The sequence below is a fragment of the Klebsiella terrigena genome, assembly GCF_006539725.1.
Taxonomy (GTDB): Bacteria; Pseudomonadota; Gammaproteobacteria; order Enterobacterales; family Enterobacteriaceae; genus Klebsiella; species Klebsiella terrigena.
Genome location: NZ_BJNO01000013.1, coordinates 43,110 through 57,816, shown reverse-complemented (window position 1 = coordinate 57,816; position 14,707 = coordinate 43,110). Strand labels below are relative to the sequence as shown.

Genomic DNA, 14,707 nt, shown 5'->3' with positions numbered 1-14,707 from the left:
GGGAGCGGCAAGGGGGAATTTTTTTCGTGGCGTGCCGCAGAAAATGCATTACATCACGCTCACTGGCTGTATTTGCCGCAATGCACAGGTATACTCCTTGCCTGGTTTTTTTATCACTTAGTCGGGAGTTGTAACCCCCCATGCAAGAAATTATGCAATTCGTCGGCCGTCACCCCGTCCTGAGCATCGCGTGGATCGCGCTGCTGGGTGCGGTGCTGTTCACCACCTTTAAAGGGCTGACGTCGAAAATTAAAGTCATTACCCGTGGTGAAGCGACGCGTCTGATCAACAAAGAAGATGCGGTCGTTGTCGACCTGCGTCAGCGTGACGATTTCCGTAAAGGCCACATTGCCGGTTCCCTCAACCTGCTGCCGAGCGATATCAAGGCAAATAACGTGGGTGAGTTGGAAAAGCACAAAGCACAACCCATTATAGTGGTAGACGGTTCCGGTATGCAGGCGCAAGACCCTGCGAGCGCGCTGAATAAAGCCGGATTCGAGAAGGTCTTTGTACTGAAAGAAGGCATTGCCGGCTGGAGTGGTGAAAACCTTCCGCTGGTACGCGGCAAATAATTTACCCCACGCCTTTATGACGTAGCAGGGTTCCCTCCTTGCGGCTAGCCGCTGGGGGAGCGCCTTGCCTGCGGCCTAAAATCCTCAGGGTAAAAACAGGAGTGAAGTCATGGCCAATATTGATATCTATACCAAAGCGACCTGCCCGTTCTGCGTGCGTGCTAAAGCACTGTTGAACAGCAAAGGCGTGACGTTCAACGAGCTGCCGATCGATGGCAACGCGACGAAGCGTGAAGAGATGATCCAACGCAGCGGTCGGACAACGGTCCCGCAGATTTTTATTGATGAACAGCACATTGGCGGCTGTGACGACTTGTATGCGCTTGATTCACGTGGTGGACTTGATCCCCTGCTGCGCTAATTTTGCGTCCACCCAGGCCGGGTAGGCGTATTTAAGGACAACACGAAAGGGTTTTACTATGTCAGAACAAAACAGCACCGAAATGACTTTCCAGATCCAGCGTATTTATACCAAGGATATCTCCTTCGAAGCGCCGAATGCTCCGCAAGTTTTCCAGAAAGATTGGCAGCCGGAAGTTAAACTTGATCTGGATACCGCTTCCAGCCAGCTGGCTGAAGGCGTCTATGAAGTGGTGCTGCGTGTGACCGTAACCGCCGCGCTGGGCGAAGAAACCGCATTCCTGTGTGAAGTACAGCAGGGCGGCATTTTCTCCATCGAAGGCATTGACGGCAACCAGATGGCACATTGCCTCGGTGCATACTGCCCGAACATCCTGTTCCCGTATGCGCGTGAGTGCATTACCAGCCTGGTTTCTCGCGGTACCTTCCCGCAACTGAACCTTGCGCCAGTGAACTTCGATGCGCTGTTCATGAACTATCTGCAGCAGCAGGCTGGCGAAGGTGCCGAACAACATCAGGATGCCTGATGAACGAACTTAATGCTGCAATGACTGTGATCGGTGCCGGCTCTTACGGCACCGCTCTTGCCATCACCCTGGCAAGAAATGGCCATCACGTTGTGCTCTGGGGCCATGACCCTAAGCACATCGCGACTCTGCAAAACGATCGCTGCAACGCCGCTTTTCTTCCCGACGTCTCCTTCCCCGATACGCTGCATCTGGAGAGCGATCTGTCGACCGCCCTGGCCGCCAGTCGCGATATTCTGGTTGTCGTTCCGAGCCACGTATTTGGTCAGGTTCTGCGCCAGATTAAGCCGCTGATGCGTGCCGATGCGCGCCTGGTGTGGGCGACGAAAGGTCTCGAAGCTGAAACCGGTCGCCTGCTGCAGGACGTCGCGCGGGAAGCGCTGGGGGAAGATATTCCGCTGGCGGTGATCTCCGGCCCAACCTTTGCGAAAGAGCTGGCCGCAGGGCTGCCGACGGCCATCTCCCTGGCCGCGACGGATCCGCAGTTTGCCGACGATCTCCAGCACCTGCTGCACTGCGGTAAAAGCTTCCGCGTCTATATCAATCCGGACTTTATTGGCGTCCAGCTTGGCGGCGCGGTGAAAAACGTTATCGCCATTGGTGCCGGGATGTCCGACGGTATCGGCTTTGGCGCCAATGCGCGTACCGCGCTGATTACCCGTGGTCTGGTCGAGATGTCTCGCCTGGGCGCGGCGCTGGGCGCCGATCCGGAAACCTTTATGGGGATGGCGGGTCTGGGCGATTTGGTACTGACCTGTACCGACAACCAGTCGCGTAACCGTCGCTTCGGCATGATGCTCGGTGAGGGTATGGATGTACAAAGCGCGCAGGATAAGATTGGTCAGGTGGTTGAAGGCTACCGCAATACCAAGGAAGTTCGCGTTCTGGCACAGCGTTTAGGTGTCGAAATGCCAATAACCGAGGAAATTTATCAGGTATTGTATTGCGGAAAAATTGCGCGCGAGGCAGCATTGACCCTATTAGGTCGCGCACGCAAGGACGAGCGCAGCAATTAGCCTTAAAGGAACCTTTGTCACCTCGATGACCCGGTCAGCATAGAACTGGCCGGTCATTATGCTATCGCCTGGAGTCAGCAATGCCGTGTGAAGAACTGGATATCGTCTGGAATAATATTAAAGCCGAAGCCCGGGCTTTAGCTGACTGTGAGCCGATGCTTGCCAGTTTCTACCACGCCACGCTGCTTAAGCACGAAAACCTCGGCAGCGCCCTGAGCTATATGTTGGCGAACAAGCTGGCCTCGCCGATTATGCCCGCCATCGCGATTCGTGAAGTGGTGGAAGAGGCCTATGCCGCCGACCCGGAAATGATCGCCGCCGCCGCCTGTGATATTCAGGCCGTGCGTACTCGCGACCCGGCGGTCGATAAATACTCCACGCCGCTGCTGTACCTCAAAGGATTCCACGCGCTGCAGGCCTACCGCATCGGGCACTGGCTGTGGAATCAGGGCCGGCGTGCGCTGGCCATTTTCCTGCAAAACCAGGTCTCAGTCTCCTTCCAGGTCGATATCCACCCGGCGGCGAATATTGGCCGTGGGATCATGCTCGACCACGCCACCGGCATTGTGGTTGGTGAAACGGCGGTGATCGAGAACGACGTCTCAATTCTGCAATCCGTTACCCTTGGCGGTACCGGTAAAACCAGCGGCGATCGCCATCCGAAAATCCGTGAAGGCGTGATGATTGGCGCCGGAGCCAAGATCCTCGGCAATATCGAAGTGGGACGCGGGGCCAAAATCGGCGCCGGTTCCGTCGTGCTGCAGCCGGTTCCGCCGCATACCACCGCCGCCGGCGTTCCGGCGCGCATCGTCGGCAAGCCGGAGAGCGATAAGCCGGCGATGGATATGGATCAGCACTTTAACGGCATCCACCATACGTTTGAGTACGGCGACGGGATCTAGCGTCAGGCTATCTTAGCTGCCCGCCTGAACCCGGGCGGTGCTCGCCATCCTTACGCGTTGCGTGCACGTGGCGGCGATGCGCGGCCCCTTTCAATCTGACTGCGCCGAGCATTGCGGGCGGGCGACTTAACCCGCATAACGCGCAGCGCGCCGCAGTCGAGGAATGGCCCAGCTTAGCTACGCAGCACCGCGCCCGGATACCCCAGCTGGCGCCAGGCTTCATACACCACCACCGACACCGCGTTTGACAGGTTCATGCTGCGGCTGTCCGGCATCATCGGAATACGGATTTTCTGCTGCGCCGGCAGGGCATCAAGAATGCTGGCCGGCAGACCGCGCGTTTCCGGGCCAAACAGCAAAAAATCACCGTCCTGATAGCTCACCGCGCTGTGGGCGGGCGTGCCTTTGGTGGTCAGCGCAAACAGGCGCTGCGGCCTGGCGCTGTCGACAAACGCCGCATAGTCGCGATGCCGCTGAACGGCGGTAAACTCGTGGTAATCCAGTCCGGCCCGGCGCAGACGTTTATCGTCCCAGGCGAAGCCCATCGGCTCGATGATATGCAGGCTAAAGCCGGTGTTGGCGCACAGGCGGATAATATTGCCGGTGTTCGGCGGGATCTCTGGTTCGAATAGTACAATGTTCAGCATGCTGCCCTGTCTCATTAGGCTCTTGATGGCGAGGGCAGAATAGCAGATATTTCCCCGGCCCTCATCCCTGCGGGAGAGCGCCGGGCGGGCGGATTACGCGGCGTTACCCGGCTTGAGCGCGCTGAAGGTCTGCAGCGCTTCGGCGTTTTGCACCAGCGAATCGCGGCTGATTTCGCCGATGGTTTTGGTTCCGGTCAGGGTCATCGCCACCTTCATCTCTTTCTCAATCAGGTTCAGCAAATTCGCGACCCCCTGCTTGCCGTGCGTCGCCAGGGCGTACAGATAGGCGCGGCCGAGCAGCACGCTGTCGGCGCCCAGCGCAATCATCCGCACCACGTCGAGACCGTTGCGAATTCCGCTGTCGGCAAGAATAGCGATATCGCCCTTCACCGCGTCGGCGATGGCGGGCAGCGCGCGGGCGGATGAGAGAACGCCGTCGAGCTGGCGGCCACCGTGGTTAGAAACCACGATCCCGTCGGCGCCGAAGCGCACCGCATCGCGCGCATCCTGCGGATCGAGGATCCCCTTGATCACCATCGGGCCGTCCCAGAATTCGCGGATCCACTCCAGGTCTTTCCATGAAATTGACGGATCGAAGTTGTTGGCCAGCCAGCCGATATAGTCCTCAAGGCCGGTCGGTTTACCGAGATAGGCGGAGATATTGCCGAGGTCGTGCGGGCGGCCGTTCAGGCCAACGTCCCATGCCCACTGCGGGTGGGTCATCGCCTGCCAGTAGCGGCGCATCGCCGCATTTGGGCCGCTCATTCCGGAGTGGGCGTCGCGATAACGGGCTCCCGGCGTTGGCATATCTACGGTAAAGACCAGCGTGGAGCAGCCCGCAGCCTTCGCGCGCTCCAGCGCGTTGCGCATAAAGCCGCGATCGCGCAGGACGTACAGCTGGAACCACATCGGCCGCTTGATGGTCGGGGCGACCTCTTCAATCGGGCACACGGAAACGGTAGAAAGGGTAAAGGGAATGCCTTTATCATCCGCCGCACCCGCCGCCTGCACTTCACCGCGACGGGCGTACATTCCGCACAGCCCGACCGGCGCCAGCGCCACCGGCATGGAGAGCTTCTCTTTGAACAGCGTGGTTTCCAGGCTCAGGTCCGACATATTTTTCAGCACCCGCTGGCGCAGCGCCACGTCGGAGAGGTCCTCAACGTTGCGACGCAGCGTGTGCTCGGCGTAGGCACCGCCGTCGATATAGTGGAACAGGAACGGCGGCAGGATACGCTGGGCGGCGGCGCGGTAGTCGCTGGCGGCTGAAATAATCATCACGAGTTCTCCCTGGAATTTTCATTGTGGTCACCGGGCAGGCGGGTAATGCGCGCCTGGCGGGCCTGGTCTTCATCAAAATGTTTAATCGTGGCGTGCACGAAGCCCAAATGGGCCATCATCGCCTGCCGCGCGCCCTCGGCGTCAGCGGCAAAAATCGCGTCCATCACGGCCTGATGCTGCTCGGTCAGGCGGGCGAAAACCGGCGGCACAAGGTACATCCGCTGGCGGCTCTCCTTGACCGACGACTGCAGGAGGTCGAAAAAGCCGCGCATGGTTTGCAGCAGCACCACGTTGTGCGACGCCTCGGCAATCGCCAGATGGAAGCGGACGTCGGCCTGGGAGGCCAGATCCGGGTCTTCGCTCTGGGTGGCTTCAAAGCACAGGCGGATTTTCTCTTTTTCAGCATCGGTTGCCCGCATCGCGGCATGCCAGGCGGTGCTGGCCTCAATGGCGTGGCGGGCTTCGAGAATATCAAAACTGTAGTCGGGGTCGTCGGCGAGCAGCGTTTTCAGCGGCTGCACGATATTCTGTTCCGACCACGCCTCGTGCTGCCAGCGGACAAAGGTTCCGCCGCCGCGCCGGCTCAGCAGGAGCCCTTCGTTAACCAGCATCGCCAGCGCCTCGCGCAGCGAGTTACGCGACACGCCGAGCTGGGCGGCCAGCTGCCTTTCGGCGGGCAGTCGCATGCCCGCCTCGAGGTTTTGTTCTTCAATCAGCTCCCGCACGCGCTGGGCTACGTCGTCGGCGAGGCGCTTTGGCATCACTATCACGGGATCATCCAGGTTAAGACGTAGGCCTGCAGCGTGGTGATGACGCCGACCATGCAGGTAAAGATCAGGCTATGTTTGACGGTAAAGCGGAACAGGTCGGACTCCCTGCCCACCAGGCCTACCGCCGCACAGGCGATGGCGATGGACTGCGGGGAGATCATCTTCCCGGTGACTCCGCCGGTGGTGTTGGCGGCAACCAACAGGATATCGGAGACGCCAATTTGCTGGGCCGCGGTGGCCTGCAGCGCGGCGAACAGCGCGTTCGACGAGGTATCTGAACCGGTCAGGAACACTCCCAGCCAGCCGAGGAACGGCGAGAAGAAGGTAAACGCGTGGCCGGTATGCGCCAGGGCGAGCGCCAGCGTCGACGACAGTCCGGAGTAGTTGGAGATAAACGCGAACGCCAGAACCATGCCGATGGAGTAAATCGGCAGCGCCAGCTCCTTGAGCGTGCTGCCAAAGGTGATCAGCGCATCTTTCGGCTTCATGCGCAGCCAGACCACGGAAAGTATCGCCGCGAACAGAATGGCGGTACCGGTCGCCGACAGCCAGTCGAATTTATACACCGCGGCGTAAGGCGTCGCGGCGCTGACCACCGGCGGCATGCGCGCGACCATCTTATCGAGGAACGGCACGGAGATATTAATCACGAAGTCGTACATCGCCCCGCCCGGCGCAAACAGGGCCTTGAACGGCGGGATGCTCCACAGCGTGACGGTGGCGGTCAGGAACAGGAACGGCGACCAGGCGCGAACGATCTGTCCGGCGGTGTAATGCGTGCGCGCCAGGGTTTGATCGACCTGCGCGGCGCCCATATCGCCAAAGCGGAAGATGCGCACCGGCTGCCAGCGCTTGAGGAACAGGGTCAGACAGACCAGCGACACCAGCGAGGAGATGATATCCGGCAGCTCCGGGCCAAGGAAGTTTGAGCTGAGGTATTGCGCAATCGCAAAGGAGCCGCCGGCGACCATGACCGCAGGCCAGGTCTCTTTGACGCCGCGCCAGCCGTCCATAATCGCCATAATCCAGAACAGCACGATGATCGTCAGGAACGGCAGCTGGCGTCCGACCATCTGGCCGATGGCGAAGCTGTCGATACCGGTGACCTGGCCGGCGACCAGAATGGGGATCCCCATCGCCCCGAAAGCGACCGGCGCGGTGTTAACGATCAGGCACAGGCCCGCGGCGTACAGAGGATTAAAGCCGAGGCCCACCAGCAGCGCGGCGGTAATCGCCACCGGGGCACCAAAGCCCGCCGCCCCTTCAAGGAAGGCGCCGAAGGAGAAGCCGACGATCAGCATCTGCAGGCGCTGGTCGGGGGTAATGGAGAGAATGGACGAGCGGATAATCTCGAACTGCCCGGTCTTCACCGAAATTTTGTAGACGAATACGGCGGCAATAATAATCCAGGCGATAGGCCACAGGCCGTAGAAGAAGCCGTAAACCACCGAGGTCAGCGCGCGATCGACCGGCATTTTATAGAACAGCAGCGCCACCGACAGCGCAATCGCGACGGTCCAGGTAGCGGCAACGTACCCTTTGAGCTTGAGCTTTATCAGGGCAAAAAAGAAAAACAGAATCGGTAGCGATGCGATAAAGCTTGAGAGCCAGATATTACCGGCCGGATCGTAATTTTGTTGCCAGATGCTCATGCAGGTCTCCATCGGGCCACCACGATGCTGTGCTGAGTCTGCGCTCCTTGCAGGTCACATCGTTTGTAAAATTGGCCCAGCCAATAGGGGGTTGTAGGGTTAGCGACAACGAATGGTTAACCAAATGTTATTAATGAGCAATATGGTTGTGACGAAAAATGATGGATATGTGAACTATTTGACGGTTTAAGAAATAATTGGTTGGGCCAATCAGAGCGGTGTGAAGAGGGAGCGTCTTGAGAATGGAAAATCCCCTCTCCGGGCGGAGAGGGAAGGGGGATCAGAAGGCGATTTTAGAGAAGCCGGTCATTTCCGTGAGCTTCATTTCGCGACCCAGCGCGGTCATCGGGTGCACGATAACCAGGCCACGCACGCTTTTTTTCAGCTTGCCCATATCGGCCTGCTCTTTTTTGGTGATCGCGCGGCGGTGCGGCAGGCTCATGAGCTTTTGCGCTTCTTTGCTCAGCTTCTGGCCCTGAACGTCGCGCAGGCGCTCGATTTCCGCTTCAATGGTCTCTTTTTCTTTGTCCAGCTCGGCGTATTTGTCCGCAGCTTCAACCAGCGACATATCGGCCTGCTGATGACGGATGGCGTCGAGACGGTCGCTCAAACGCTTGATTTCATTCTTTTCGACTTCATTCATGGTGATTTAATCTATTAATAAAGGGGGTTCGACGCCATATAGTATGGGCTGTGAGTGCTGTTGTGGGTAGTTATTTATCGAAATCCCGCGGCTTTTCCCCGCGAAGTATCCTGCAAAGTAAATTCTAATCACTTGAATACTAAAAGTATTATTAATAAAATAGCGCTGAGTTTCGATTCTGTGAAGCTCGACGAAACATAAGCACGTTTTCCTTAACCTCGACCCTTTTTTTAGCTAATTCTTAATAAGAGTATCCTTAAGAAGAGGAGGGCATAATGGCGAAAATTGGCGACGGCGTACCGCATATTATCGATAAGACGGTTGATTTTATGGCTTCAAGCCAGGCTTTTATGGAGTATCTGAAGAAATGCCCGCGCTTGCAGCACGTGCCGCGCGATATTCCGCAAAATAAAGAGGCGCTGTTTCTCAGTCGTCTGGAGTATTACAGGCAGCTGTATCGGCCAACCTGCGATGAGCATGAGCGGGAGTCAGAGCGTTAGTTTCTGAAAAGCTTTTTTTAAGCTGATTCTCGAAATCAGCTCGGTCAGAGACAGCATCATCGTTGAGCGTACAACCTGCTGGTAGCGCAGCTTCTGCATTGCCAGCAGTTCTTCATCACTTTCATCAAACAGCGGCAGAGGCGGCAGCGCGCTGACGCAGTGCAGCTCACCAAAAGGCCCGAGGATCTCGTCGTCGGTAAAACTGTACTCGTTGCCGTCGTGGTTGAGCTCTTCGCGCAGGGCCATAAGCAGCTCGGCGTCTTCGTATTCGGCGCGACTAATCACCCCAAGGCCGTAAATCAGCTTCAGGCGTACGGAAAGGTCGCCCAGCGGCCCGTCGCCGTCCAGCAACGGTTCCACTGCGTATTTCACCGCGTAATCATCTTTGCGGAATACCTGAAGCACCAGGATATTAACCGCCTCAGTGAGTAGCTCGACGGCGGCGATCAGGAAGCTTCGTACGGTTTTGCCAGCATTCAGACGCTCAAGCACGCGGTTTTCAAATGCCTGTGTTTCTTCCATTATTGCCTGCATATCTGACAGGAGTAGTAGTGGGCGCGGTTCGTGCCGCGCCTGTTCGTGCCTCATTTGATGGCGTTATAGTCGTTAACGGCCTCCAGCACCACGTCGCTTGCGGCATCCAGACCGGAAATCTGTGCCAGCGCAGCCTGCGGGCCTTTCTCGGCAATCAGCGCCGCCAGCTCCTGCGCCTGCGGGTCTTCAGCGCAGCGGAAGTGCATCGCAGCGGCGATCCCCTGCACCAGGTTTCGGTGCGGCAGAGCGTATTCCAGCGTGCCGAGCAGCGGCTTAATCAGGCGGTCGCCCGCGCTGAGTTTACGCAGCGGCTGGCGGCCAACGCGCTCAACGTCATCTTTCAAATACGGGTTCTCGAAACGACCAAGAATCTTTTGGATATAGGCGGCGTGCTTCTGGGCATCAAAGCCGTAGCGTTTGATCAGTACCGCGCCGCTCTCTTCCATGGCCCCTTTGACGACGGCGCGAATTTTCTCATCGAGGATCGCGTCGCGAATCGTCTGGTGACCCGCCAGTTTTCCGAGGTAGGCGGTTATAGCATGTCCGGTGTTTAAGGTGAATAGCTTACGCTCGACAAATGCCATCAGGTTGTCGGTTAACTCCATGCCCGGAATGGCGGGCAGAGCGCCCTTAAACTGGGTTTTATCGACAATCCATTCGCTGAAGGTCTCCACGGTGACTTCCAGCGGATCGTGGGTTGCGGACGCGGACGGCGGCACAATACGGTCAACGGCGGAATCGACGAAGCCAACGTGGGCTTCAACCCAGGCTTTGTCTTCTTCGGCCAGCGCGTTAAAGACGTGGCCCTTCAGCTGGGTGGTTCCGCGTACCATATTTTCACAGGCAATGATGTTCAGCGGGGCTTCAAGCCCCTGCGCCCTGCGCTTTACCAGCCCTTTAGCAATGGCCGGGGCGATGCGCTCCAGCACGACCGGGCCGACGGCGGTGGTGACCAGGTCAACGCTGGCAATCAGCTCAACGACCTCATCGCCGATGCTGCTCACGGCGTTGACGCCGGATACGGTATCCACCTGCTCATTTTCGCCGACCACGTGAACCTGATAGCTATGACGGGCGTTAAGGGCATCCAGAACGACCTGATTCACATCGGCAAATGTTAAGGTGATTCCCGCGTCGGCCAGCAGTTTACCGATAAAGCCACGCCCGATATTACCTGCGCCAAAATGTAATGCTTTCATAGTATTAACCTTCAATTAATGTTTTTACCTGAGAGGGCTGGGGTGAGGCTTTTCCCTCACCCTAACCCTCTCTCCGCATGCGGAGAGAGGCTTGTCTCTTTCTCGTTATCCCGGACGCCGGCGTCCGGGCAACGGGCTACGCTTTGTTCAGCAGCGCCAGCACTTCTTCTACGCTGGTGGTGTGCGTCAGGCGCTCAATCACCGTCTCATCGTCCAGCGCGTTGGTCAGGCTGGTGATGACCTGGATGTGTTCGTTGTTGCGGGCGGCGATGCCGATGACCAGACGGGCAATGTCATCTTCCTCTTCGCCAAAACGCACGCCCTGCGGGTACTGACAGAACACCACGCCGGTTTTCAGAACGCGATCTTTCGCTTCGATAGTGCCGTGCGGTACCGCGATGGACTCACCCAGATAGGTGGAGGTCAGCTTTTCGCGATCCAGCATCGCCTGCACGTATTCCGGTTCAACGTAGCCGCCTTTAACCAGCTGCTCACCGGCAAAGAGAATGGCTTCTTCTTTGGTCGCCGCGTGACGACCGAGGAAGATATTTTCCGCCCCGAGCCTGAACAGGTGAGTATCGGCAGCGTCAAAGCTGTCCTGCAGGCTGCCGCGAACCTTCTCTTCGTTATCGGTATGACGCTGCGCCGCGACCAGGCGTTCGGTCAGGCTGGTGTACAGGCCGCTGTCGAGGAAGTTGGTCAGCGAAATATGCTGAGCCTGCGGTACCTGGCGCATGGCGCGCTCGGTCAGGTCGCGGTGGGTAATCACCAGGTCAACGTCAGGCGGCAGGTTGTTAATCGCACAGTTGGTGACGGAGATATTGCCCAGTCCCGCATCCTGTACTTTCTTACGCAGCACGCCTGCACCCATGGCGCTGGAACCCATACCGGCGTCGCAGGCAACGATGATTTTGCGCACGTGGCTCAGGTCGTTAGCAACATCGCCGGCGGCCAGCGGAGTCGCCGCGCCTTTGGAAGCTGACTTCATATCCTGCATACGGCGGGTGGCCGCATCGATATCATCTTCTTCTTTCACTTTGCTGGTTTTCAGCAGAATGGCGGAGACCACGAAGGAGACGGCCATAGCGGCAACAATCGCCGCGATGTTGGCAAAATAGGCACCTTTCGGCGTCATTGCCAGCACCGCCAGGATGGAGCCCGGAGAAGCCGGAGACACCAGGCCGCCGTTGAGGATAGTCAGCGTGAACACGCCGGTCATACCGCCGAGGATAACGGCGAGGATCAGACGCGGATTCATCAGCACGTACGGGAAGTAAATTTCGTGAATACCGCCGAGGAAGTGGATGATTGCCGCGCCGCCTGCTGACTGCTTGGCATTACCGCGACCAAAGAACATGTACGCCAGCAGCACGCCCATCCCCGGACCCGGGTTCGCTTCAATCAGGAAGAAGATTGATTTGCCCAGCTCGTGGGACTGCTGAATGCCCAGCGGCGAGAAGATACCGTGGTTGATGGCGTTATTGAGGAACAGGATTTTCGCCGGTTCTACGAAGATAGACGCCAGCGGCAGCATGTCGTGCACCACCATGAAGTTAACGCCCGCCGCCAGTATTTTGGACAGGACTTCAACCGCAGGGCCAATGCCGAGAAACGCCAGAATCGCCAGGATCATCCCGATGATGCCGGCGGAGAAGTTGTTCACCAGCATCTCGAAGCCGGACTTAATCTTACCGTCTACCCAGCTGTCAAAATGCTTAATCGCCCAGCCGCCCAGCGGACCGGCAATCATTGCGCCGAGGAACATCGGCATATCCGCGCCGACGATCACGCCCATAGTGGTAATCGCGCCGACCACGCCGCCGCGCTCGCCGCCAATCAGCTTACCGCCGGTGTAACCGATCAGCAGCGGCAGCAGGTAGGTAATCATCGGGCCGACCAGCTTCGCCAGCGTTTCGCTTGGCAGCCATCCTGTCGGAATGAATAGGGCGGTGATGATACCCCACGCGATAAACGCGCCGATATTTGGCATCACCATATTGCTAAGGAAACGACCAAAGCTTTGCACCTTGATCTTGATATCGGATGACATAAAACACCCCTTTTTCTGTTTTGCTTATCGCGTAGGCTAAAAGCCTGAGGCTTGTTGTTAATGTGGCGGCAGAGGAAGCCGGGCCCTGATTGATAAAGCGAAATCTGGCACTGAATCGGAGAACTGTCCAGTGACCGGGTCTTTGTGTGATCTGTGTCACGTGAATATAGGCTATCGCGCGGTGTATATAGTGACATTCGTCACATAATGGCTGTGCAAAAAAGCGGCTTAGGGATAATTTGGTGCCGAAAATGCGCTTTAATGTGACAAAGATCGCAATTTTGTATCTGTGAATAATTGTTTATATGTGATGTTAATCACAAAATATCGTGACTTGTTTTTAGCGCCTGTGATCTCAGACAGATTCGCCATCGTTTCATCCGTCGAAATGTAACGGCAACCCGCCTCGCGCTGGCGATCGATTTTTTGCGCCATATGGTAAAAATGAGATGCGTGAATTATGATCAAATCATCAGTCAGGGTTCTATTTGACTGTCTACACATTGATATAATTTATTAGCGTAAATTCGAGGAAAATATGTTTCTCAATTATTTTGCGCTGGGCGTTCTGATCTTCGTATTTCTGGTCATCTTTTATGGAATTATCATCCTGCATGATATTCCTTACCTGATCGCGAAGAAGCGTAACCACCCACATGCAGATGCTATTCACGTCGCCGGCTGGGTAAGCCTTTTTACCCTCCACGTTATTTGGCCATTCCTGTGGATCTGGGCCACGCTCTATCGGCCCGAGCGCGGCTGGGGCATGCAGCATCGCCCGGACGGAAGCCTTGCAGAAACGACAGAAGAACAGGACCTGGCGCAGCTCCAGCAGCGTATTGCCGACCTTGAGAAAAGAGTCGCTGAACGCCACTCTTCCGCCCGATCCCCGGAGAAATAACCATGGATCTGCTGATTATTTTGACGTACGTGGCGCTCGCCTGGTCAATATTTAAAATATTTAAAATCCCGGTAAATAAATGGACGGTACCCACCGCAGCGCTCGGCGGTATATTTATTGTTAGTGCGCTAATCTTATTAATGAACTACAACCATCCCTATACTTTCACCGCGCAGAAGGCGGTTGTCTCTATCCCTATTACGCCCCAGGTCACCGGCGTGGTCAGCAGCGTGACGGATAAAGCGAACCAGCGGGTGAGTAAAGGCGAGGTGCTCTTCACTATCGACCCCGTGCGCTATCAGGCAAGGGTGGACAGGCTGCAGGCCGATCTGGTCACCGCGCTGCACGGTATTAACAACCTCAAGGCGCAGCTCTCGGAGGCGCAGGCCAATACCGTTCGCGTTTCCGCAGAACGTGACCGGCTTTACAAAGACTATCAGCGCTACCTGAAAGGCAGCCAGGCGCGGGTGAATCCGTTTTCTGAAAGCGACATTGATAACGCCCGCCAAAACTACCTCGCTCAGGATGCGATGGTGAAAGGCTCGGTGGCGGAACAGGCGCAGATACAAAGCCAGCTGGACAGTATGGTTGGCGGAGAGCAGTCGCAGGTCGTCAGCCTGCGGGCGCAGCTGACCGAGGCAAAATATAACCTCGATCAGACCGTTGTTCGCGCGCCGAGCAACGGCTACATCACCCAGGTGCTGATTCGTCCCGGAACCTACGCGGCGTCGCTACCGCTGCGCCCGGTGATGGTGTTTATCCCCGAACAGAAGCGGCTGATCGTGGCGCAGTTCCGGCAAAACTCGCTGCTGCGGCTGAAAAACGGCGATGACGCTGAGGTGGTCTTTAGCGCCCTGCCAGGGCAGGTCTTTCACGGCAAGCTGACCGCTATTTTACCGGTGGTGCCCGGCGGCAGCTATCAGGCGCAGGGCGCGCTGCAGTCGCTGACCATGACGCCGGGCTCCGATGGCGTTCTGGCAACGATTGAGCTCGATCCGAATGCCGACGTCGAGGCGCTCCCGGACGGTATTTTTGCCCAGGTTGCGGTCTACTCTGACCATTTCACCCACGTTTCGGTGATGCGAAAAGTCCTGCTGCGTATGACCAGCTGGATGCACTATCTCTATCTGGACCATTAAGGCGAGTCCCGGCA

16 protein-coding genes are annotated in these 14,707 nt (G+C 57.3%); 8 read left to right on the top strand and 8 right to left on the bottom strand.

Annotated features, from left to right (window positions below; translation table 11 throughout):
• The first annotated feature begins 140 nt into the window (after positions 1–140).
• From RTE01_RS15220 to cysE, 5 genes are all read left to right on the top strand, one after another.
• On the top strand, positions 141–572 hold the full coding sequence (locus RTE01_RS15220; protein ID WP_076946268.1) for a rhodanese-like domain-containing protein: 432 nt from the start codon (positions 141–143) through the stop codon (positions 570–572).
• Between the two features lie 109 nt (positions 573–681).
• On the top strand, positions 682–933 hold the full coding sequence (grxC, locus tag RTE01_RS15215) for a glutaredoxin 3 (protein WP_041143202.1): 252 nt from the start codon (positions 682–684) through the stop codon (positions 931–933).
• 58 nt (positions 934–991) lie between these two features.
• The gene (gene secB / locus RTE01_RS15210) at positions 992–1,459 is read left to right on the top strand and encodes a protein-export chaperone SecB (protein WP_041143201.1); all 468 of its coding nucleotides are present in this window, start codon (positions 992–994) and stop codon (positions 1,457–1,459) included.
• Positions 1,459–2,475 (top strand): NAD(P)H-dependent glycerol-3-phosphate dehydrogenase, encoded by a 1,017-nt coding sequence (gene gpsA, locus RTE01_RS15205; protein WP_041143200.1) that lies wholly within the window; start codon positions 1,459–1,461, stop codon positions 2,473–2,475. The genes secB and gpsA overlap by 1 nt, the downstream gene beginning before the upstream one ends.
• 80 nt (positions 2,476–2,555) lie before the next feature.
• Entirely contained in the window at positions 2,556–3,377 is an 822-nt protein-coding gene (gene cysE, locus RTE01_RS15200) for a serine O-acetyltransferase (RefSeq protein WP_041143199.1), read from the top strand.
• Between the two features lie 173 nt (positions 3,378–3,550).
• Here cysE and trmL read toward each other — a convergent pair whose 3' ends face one another.
• The 5 genes from trmL to RTE01_RS15175 all read right to left on the bottom strand — a co-directional run bounded on the left by trmL (position 3,551) and on the right by RTE01_RS15175 (position 8,370).
• On the bottom strand, positions 3,551–4,024 hold the full coding sequence (trmL, locus tag RTE01_RS15195) for a tRNA (uridine(34)/cytosine(34)/5-carboxymethylaminomethyluridine(34)-2'-O)-methyltransferase TrmL (protein WP_041143198.1): 474 nt from the start codon (positions 4,022–4,024) through the stop codon (positions 3,551–3,553).
• A gap of 93 nt (positions 4,025–4,117) precedes the next feature.
• The gene (gene lldD / locus RTE01_RS15190; protein ID WP_041143197.1) at positions 4,118–5,302 is read right to left on the bottom strand and encodes an FMN-dependent L-lactate dehydrogenase LldD; all 1,185 of its coding nucleotides are present in this window, start codon (positions 5,300–5,302) and stop codon (positions 4,118–4,120) included.
• The gene (gene lldR / locus RTE01_RS15185; RefSeq protein WP_041143196.1) at positions 5,302–6,075 is read right to left on the bottom strand and encodes a transcriptional regulator LldR; all 774 of its coding nucleotides are present in this window, start codon (positions 6,073–6,075) and stop codon (positions 5,302–5,304) included. Before lldR ends, lldD begins: the two co-directional genes overlap by 1 nt.
• A complete protein-coding gene (lldP, locus tag RTE01_RS15180; RefSeq protein WP_041147484.1) occupies positions 6,072–7,727 on the bottom strand; it encodes an L-lactate permease in 1,656 nt (551 codons plus the stop codon). Before lldP ends, lldR begins: the two co-directional genes overlap by 4 nt.
• Before the next feature lie 280 nt (positions 7,728–8,007).
• Entirely contained in the window at positions 8,008–8,370 is a 363-nt protein-coding gene (locus RTE01_RS15175) for a YibL family ribosome-associated protein (protein WP_041143195.1), read from the bottom strand.
• Positions 8,371–8,645: 275 nt separating this feature from the next.
• Here RTE01_RS15175 and RTE01_RS15170 point away from each other — a divergent pair, with 275 nt between their 5' ends.
• Complete coding sequence (locus RTE01_RS15170) at positions 8,646–8,870, top strand: hypothetical protein (protein WP_041143194.1); 225 nt, start codon at positions 8,646–8,648, stop codon at positions 8,868–8,870.
• Here the strand turns inward: RTE01_RS15170 and mtlR are convergent.
• The 3 genes from mtlR to RTE01_RS15155 all read right to left on the bottom strand — a co-directional run bounded on the left by mtlR (position 8,859) and on the right by RTE01_RS15155 (position 12,653).
• Entirely contained in the window at positions 8,859–9,458 is a 600-nt protein-coding gene (gene mtlR, locus RTE01_RS15165; protein WP_041143193.1) for a mannitol operon repressor MtlR, read from the bottom strand. The genes RTE01_RS15170 and mtlR overlap by 12 nt on opposite strands.
• On the bottom strand, positions 9,455–10,603 hold the full coding sequence (gene mtlD / locus RTE01_RS15160; protein WP_076946265.1) for a mannitol-1-phosphate 5-dehydrogenase: 1,149 nt from the start codon (positions 10,601–10,603) through the stop codon (positions 9,455–9,457). The genes mtlR and mtlD overlap by 4 nt, the downstream gene beginning before the upstream one ends.
• Positions 10,604–10,739: 136 nt before the next feature.
• Positions 10,740–12,653 carry a PTS mannitol transporter subunit IICBA gene (locus RTE01_RS15155; protein ID WP_134528115.1) on the bottom strand — a complete coding sequence of 638 codons (1,914 nt, stop codon included), beginning with the start codon at positions 12,651–12,653 and terminating at the stop codon, positions 10,740–10,742.
• Between the two features lie 538 nt (positions 12,654–13,191).
• Here RTE01_RS15155 and RTE01_RS15150 point away from each other — a divergent pair.
• Entirely contained in the window at positions 13,192–13,554 is a 363-nt protein-coding gene (locus RTE01_RS15150; protein ID WP_041143190.1) for a DUF3302 domain-containing protein, read from the top strand.
• Between the two features lie 2 nt (positions 13,555–13,556).
• Complete coding sequence (locus tag RTE01_RS15145; RefSeq protein WP_041143189.1) at positions 13,557–14,693, top strand: HlyD family secretion protein; 1,137 nt, start codon at positions 13,557–13,559, stop codon at positions 14,691–14,693.
• Positions 14,694–14,707 lie beyond the last annotated feature (14 nt).

Bases quoted from the DNA above. Each gene is read 5' to 3' on its own strand.
- RTE01_RS15220 (WP_076946268.1), top strand. From the start codon at position 141: ATGCAAGAAATTATGCAATTCGTCGGCCGTCACCCCGTCCTGAGCATC.
- grxC (WP_041143202.1), top strand. From the start codon at position 682: ATGGCCAATATTGATATCTATACCAAAGCGACCTGCCCGTTCTGCGTG.
- secB (WP_041143201.1), top strand. From the start codon at position 992: ATGTCAGAACAAAACAGCACCGAAATGACTTTCCAGATCCAGCGTATT.
- gpsA (WP_041143200.1), top strand. From the start codon at position 1,459: ATGAACGAACTTAATGCTGCAATGACTGTGATCGGTGCCGGCTCTTAC.
- cysE (WP_041143199.1), top strand. From the start codon at position 2,556: ATGCCGTGTGAAGAACTGGATATCGTCTGGAATAATATTAAAGCCGAA.
- trmL (WP_041143198.1), bottom strand. From the start codon at position 4,024: ATGCTGAACATTGTACTATTCGAACCAGAGATCCCGCCGAACACCGGC.
- lldD (WP_041143197.1), bottom strand. From the start codon at position 5,302: ATGATTATTTCAGCCGCCAGCGACTACCGCGCCGCCGCCCAGCGTATC.
- lldP (WP_041147484.1), bottom strand. From the start codon at position 7,727: ATGAGCATCTGGCAACAAAATTACGATCCGGCCGGTAATATCTGGCTC.
- RTE01_RS15175 (WP_041143195.1), bottom strand. From the start codon at position 8,370: ATGAATGAAGTCGAAAAGAATGAAATCAAGCGTTTGAGCGACCGTCTC.
- RTE01_RS15170 (WP_041143194.1), top strand. From the start codon at position 8,646: ATGGCGAAAATTGGCGACGGCGTACCGCATATTATCGATAAGACGGTT.
- mtlR (WP_041143193.1), bottom strand. From the start codon at position 9,458: ATGAGGCACGAACAGGCGCGGCACGAACCGCGCCCACTACTACTCCTG.
- mtlD (WP_076946265.1), bottom strand. From the start codon at position 10,603: ATGAAAGCATTACATTTTGGCGCAGGTAATATCGGGCGTGGCTTTATC.
- RTE01_RS15155 (WP_134528115.1), bottom strand. From the start codon at position 12,653: ATGTCATCCGATATCAAGATCAAGGTGCAAAGCTTTGGTCGTTTCCTT.
- RTE01_RS15150 (WP_041143190.1), top strand. From the start codon at position 13,192: ATGTTTCTCAATTATTTTGCGCTGGGCGTTCTGATCTTCGTATTTCTG.
- RTE01_RS15145 (WP_041143189.1), top strand. From the start codon at position 13,557: ATGGATCTGCTGATTATTTTGACGTACGTGGCGCTCGCCTGGTCAATA.